The organism is Streptomyces sp. SID5785 (assembly GCF_009870065.1).
Classification (GTDB): domain Bacteria; phylum Actinomycetota; class Actinomycetes; order Streptomycetales; family Streptomycetaceae; genus Streptomyces.
In genome coordinates this window covers 1-4,692 of the sequence record NZ_WWIA01000598.1, presented here as the reverse complement: position 1 = coordinate 4,692, position 4,692 = coordinate 1, and the positions used below count along the sequence as shown (strand labels likewise).

The 4,692-nt window shown below is 75.0% G+C and carries 4 protein-coding genes; 1 reads left to right on the top strand and 3 read right to left on the bottom strand.

Features of this window, described 5'->3' with window-relative positions; genetic code table 11:
* Positions 1–1,527: a hypothetical protein gene (locus tag GTW43_RS19750; RefSeq protein WP_161303345.1), complete on the bottom strand. Its 1,527-nt coding sequence runs from the start codon at positions 1,525–1,527 to the stop codon at positions 1–3.
* Positions 1,528–1,810: 283 nt separating this feature from the next.
* Positions 1,811–2,770: a LysR family transcriptional regulator gene (locus GTW43_RS19745; RefSeq protein ID WP_161303344.1), complete on the bottom strand. Its 960-nt coding sequence runs from the start codon at positions 2,768–2,770 to the stop codon at positions 1,811–1,813.
* Positions 2,771–2,902: 132 nt separating this feature from the next.
* On the opposite strand from GTW43_RS19745, the gene snpA reads away from it, so the two are divergent.
* Positions 2,903–3,574 (top strand): snapalysin, encoded by a 672-nt coding sequence (gene snpA, locus GTW43_RS19740; protein ID WP_161303343.1) that lies wholly within the window; start codon positions 2,903–2,905, stop codon positions 3,572–3,574.
* Positions 3,575–3,640: 66 nt separating this feature from the next.
* Here snpA and GTW43_RS19735 read toward each other — a convergent pair.
* On the bottom strand, positions 3,641–4,692 hold a 1,052-nt coding region (locus GTW43_RS19735), incomplete at its 5' end, for an FUSC family protein (protein ID WP_202501706.1).

Genomic DNA, 4,692 nt, shown 5'->3' with positions numbered 1-4,692 from the left:
TCAGCCGTTCTGGCCGCGGCGGCGGTACAGGGCGAAGCCGAGCCCGGCCGCGCCGAGCGCCGCGACGCCGGCGGAGGCCGCGATCAGCGGGGTGGTGTCGGTGCCCGCCGCGGAGGTGCCCGCGGCCGCGGTCCGGGTGTCCGCGCCGGTCTGCGCCGTGGTCCGGCGGGCGTCGGCGCGCACGTCGGCCCGGGCGCTGCCCCGCGCGGTGGTGTCCTGCGAGCGGGTGTGCGTGGCGTCGTGCGGCACGGGCAGCGACGTGACGGAGACGTCGGAGAGGGACGTGTGCGCGGAGCCGCCGGCGGCGGGCGCGAAGGACGCGGTGCGCGGCGCCGTGCGGTGGGTGCGGGACCCGTCGGTCCACGACGTGACCTTGCCGTTCGCCTTCAGCGCGATGTGCAGGCCGCGGTGGTGGGCGTAGGCGGTCCGGCCGTTGGCGTCCAGGACGGCGATCTTCTTGCCGTGGGCGTGCACCTCCGCGCGGAAGTGGGTCGGGCCGAGCTGGGTGAGCCGGGCGCGGGAACCGTCGACGAGCCGGAGTGTCGGGCCGTTGATCCAGGACTTCAGCGTGCCGTTCTGGGTGAGCACGATGTGCAGGCCGTTGTTCATGGCCTTGGCGGTGCGGCCGTTCGCGTCGACCCTGCCGAGCAGGGTGTGGCCGGTGCGGACGTCCGCCTGGTAGTGGTGGCGGCCCAGCTTGTAGACCTTCGCGGTGGTGCCGTCGGCCAGCTTCACGGTCTTGACGTACGTGCGGTGGTGGTGGGGCTGGGGGTGCGGCTTGGGCTTGGGGTGCGGCTTGGGCTTCGGTCCGGGGGTGGGCAGGGCGCGTGAGGTGACGGTGCCGTCGCTGGTGAGGGTGAAGGAGCGGTTGCCGATCCGCTGCGTCGCGTTGTCCACGTACGCCGTCATGCGGGCCTTGACCGTGCCGGCGTGGGAGATCGCGGCGCGGGCGGTGCGCGCGGAGGCGTTGACGTCGACCCGGGCGGTCCAGCCGCCGCCGAGGTCGGTGGTGCCGAGGGACTCCCAGCTGCCGGGGGCCGGCGGGGTGGGGGTGCTGTCCGGGTCCTGGTCGGCGGTGAGCTGTCCGTCCGCGGTGAGCCGGAAGACGTAGCCGCCGGTGGTGACGGAGTCGGGGGAGCCGTCGGCGTGCAGACCGGCGACGACGGAGCCGTCCTTGGATATGTCGGCCTCGGCGGCGTGGTCGCCGACGCGGTAGATGTCCGCGGAGAAGCCCTCGGCGAGGTCGACGGAGCGGATCAGCTGCCGCGCCGACTGGTCCTGGTCCTGGTCCTGGTCCGCGTTCTGGTTCTGGCCCTGGTCCTGGTCGGCGTTCTGGTCCTGGTCCTGGCCGGGATCCTGGTCCTGCGCCGGGTCCTGCGCGGGGTCCTGGGCTGAAGGGCTGTCGGCCGTGACCGGCTGAGGGGAGGGCGCCGGGTCGGCGAAGGCGGCGGCAGTGGGGACGGCCAGGGCGGCGACGGTGCCGGTGGCGATGGCGGCGGTGCGGAAGGTGCGTCGGGTGGCGCGCATAGGAGTGCTTCCCTCATGGCTCGGGCGGCCCGGACGGGCGCTGCCAGATCTGTCCGTGTTCGTGCCCCTTTGAGGCGGCGACAGATCCGAAGGTAGGGGCGCTCTGTGTGCGTCGTCCGTACGTCGTGTAACAGTCGTGGCCCCGCCCGCCCTCGCTCCGGTAACCGGGCGGAGCGGCCGACAAAAGTGCAGGTCAGGACGGGTCTGAGCGCGGTGCGGACCTTCGCCCCCACTTCCGCGGGACCTAGGCCCCGTCCGTCGGACCAGCCCCGGGGCCCGTCCGTCAGACCGGCCCCAGGTCCGCCAGGCCCGGGTCCGCGCCCAGGTGCGCGAGCCGCTCCCGGTACGCCGGGGCCTGCCGGGCCGCCTCCCAGTAGGCGGCGCGCAGCGCGGGCTGCACGGCGTCGAGGACCGTCTCGGTGCGGGCCGCGAGCAGCAGTCGCACGGCCACGGGGTCGCCGTGGATCGGGCGGATGGCCATGTCGGGGCGGGAGCGGGACGTGGGCTGGCACAGGGTGACGACCTCGCCGGTCGCGACGAGCGAGGCGGCCGTGTGGTAATCGCCGTGCAGCACACGGGGGTTGAGGCCCTCGGCCCGCAGGGCGCGCAGCAGGCCGTCCCATTCGCCGTCCACCGTCGGGTCGACCATCCAGCGGTCCCCGGAGAGGTCGGCGAGGCGGACCACGGGGCGGCGGGCGGCGGGGTGGTCGCCGGGCAGCGACACGAACTGCGGCTCGCGCTCGACCAGGACCCGGCAGACCAGGCCCGGCGGCAGCCGTAGCGGGCTGCCCTCGACCTCGTGCACGAACGCCACGTCGAGCCCGCCCTCGGCGACCAGGCGCAGCAGGGCGTGCGCGGAGACGTCCATGCGCAGCGTCGGTTCGCCCGCGGGGCCCGCGCGCAGCCGGCGCAGCCAGCCGGGCAGGGCGCGGCTCGCGGTGGAGCCGATGCGGAGCCGGTCCGGGGCGGCCTCGGTGGCGGCGGCCGCACGGGTCTCGTCGACGAGGTCGCGCAGGCCGTCGACGAGCGGGCGGGCGCGGGCGAGCAGGACGCGGCCGAGCGGGGTGGGGCGGCAGCCGGTGCGCTCGCGGCGGAACAGCCGGCCGCCGAGGAAGTCCTCGATGCGGCGCAGCTGTGTGCTCAACGACGGCTGGGTCATGCCCAGTTCGCGGGCGGCCTTGTGCAGACTGCCCGTGTCCTCGATCGCGCACAGCACGCGCAGGTGGCGTACCTCCAGGTCCATGGACGTCGAGCGTAGGGCGGGGTGCGGGGGTGCACCAGGGTGAGCTTTGGCCTGAACTCCCCGGTGATAGTCCGGTGTTATCGCCGGGTGACATCATTCCCAGGGGGCTCGTGAGCCTCCACCATCACTTGCATGACCATGACACCCCCCACTTCAGTCATCCGTCTCCTCGCGTGCGCCGTCGGCGCGGGGCTCACCGTCACCGCCCTCGCGGCCGGCCCCGCGACGGCGCAGCCGCAGTCCTCCCCCACCGCGCGGGCCCACTACGCGGGCTCCGCCGAGGACGCCGCGGCCAACAAGGCGTTCTTCGAGGCGGTCGTGAAATCCGTCGCCGAGAAGCGCGCCGCCAACCCGGGCGCCGAGTCCGTGACCGTCACCTACGATGCGTCGGGCGCCCCCTCGTTCCAGCAGCAGATAGCGAACAGCGCGTCCATCTGGAACTCCGCCGTCTCCAACGTCAAGCTCCAGTCCTCCTCGGGCGGGGGCGACTTCGCGTACTACGAGGGCAACGACGCGCGCGGGTCGTACGCGTCGACCGACGGGCACGGTCAGGGGTACGTCTTCCTGGACTACGCGCAGAACCAGGAGTACGACTCGACGCGGGTCACCACGCACGAGACCGGGCACGTGCTGGGCCTGCCGGACCACTACGAGGGCCCGTGCAGCGAGCTCATGTCCGGGGGCGGCCCCGGCCCGTCCTGCACGAACGCGAACCCCGACGCGAACGAGCGCTCCCGCGTCGAGTCCCTCTGGGCCAACGGCCTCGCCGCCGCGCTCAAGCGGGCCGGGGTCCGGGTCGGCTAGTTCCGGTGCGTCGCCGGTCCCCGCACCCCTTCAGGGGCGCGGGGACCGGCGCGCGACCGGCCACGCTCAACGCGCACCCGGCAACGCCCCGGCGGGCCCCTCGGGGACGCCGATCGCGCGGGCCGCTGCCACCTCCTGGCGGACGTGTTCCAGGACGCCGTCCGGCGGACCGGGCGCACCGAAATCGGCCCGCACCTCCTCGAGGACCTCGGACGCCCGCAGCCCGTCGGAGAGCTCCCGCAGCTGGAGGGAGACCCGCGCCGCCTCCCCGGCCCCCGGCGGAGCCGCCCCGTGCCGGACCCGTACCCGCGCCGCGGTCGTCGCGTCCACGATGCGCTCGACCGCGACGACGAGGGGCCACCAGGCCGCCGCCCGCCTCCCCGTGGGCGGCGGTTCGGTGAGCGCCCGCTGGAACTCGGCGCGGATCACCGACAGGTCCCGGTACAGCCGCCGCCGCATCCGTGCCCGCTCGGCCGGGTCCCGCTCCGCGGCCGGGCCGAACGCCAGGTCCACGTAGGCCGCCGCGTCCCCGACCACGTCCGCGAGCCGGTCGCCGATCCGCGTGTGCCAGCTCTCCGGCCACAGCAGGTAGCCGGCGACGAGCGCGATCGCACACCCCATCAGGCTGTCCAGGAGCCGCGGCCACAGCAGCGCGGTGCCCTGGTGGTTGAGGATGTCGGACAGCAGCAGGATCACCGGGGTGATGGCCGCGGTCTGGAAGCCGTACCCGCGCGGGGTGAGGGCCGGGATCAGCGGCGCGAGCACCACCATCACCGGGACCGACCACCAGCCGAGCGGCACCTGGGAGAGCACGGCCGCCGCGACGACGAGCCCGGCCGCGGTGCCGAGCGCGCGCAGCACGGCCCGGGAGAACACGGACCCGAAGTCCGGCTTGAGGACGAACGTGATGGTGAGCGCCACCCAGTACGAGCGCGGCACCGGCACCAGCGAGACCAGGGCCTGCGCGATCCCGATGCACAGCGCGAGCCGCAGCCCGTACCGCCAGGACGCCCCCGAGAGCAGGACGCCGCGCGCCGCCCGGCGGGCCCGTACGCGCAGGGCGGCGGGGCGGCCGAGCCGGTCGTCGACGTTGGTGAAGTCGGCGTCGCCGCTGCGGG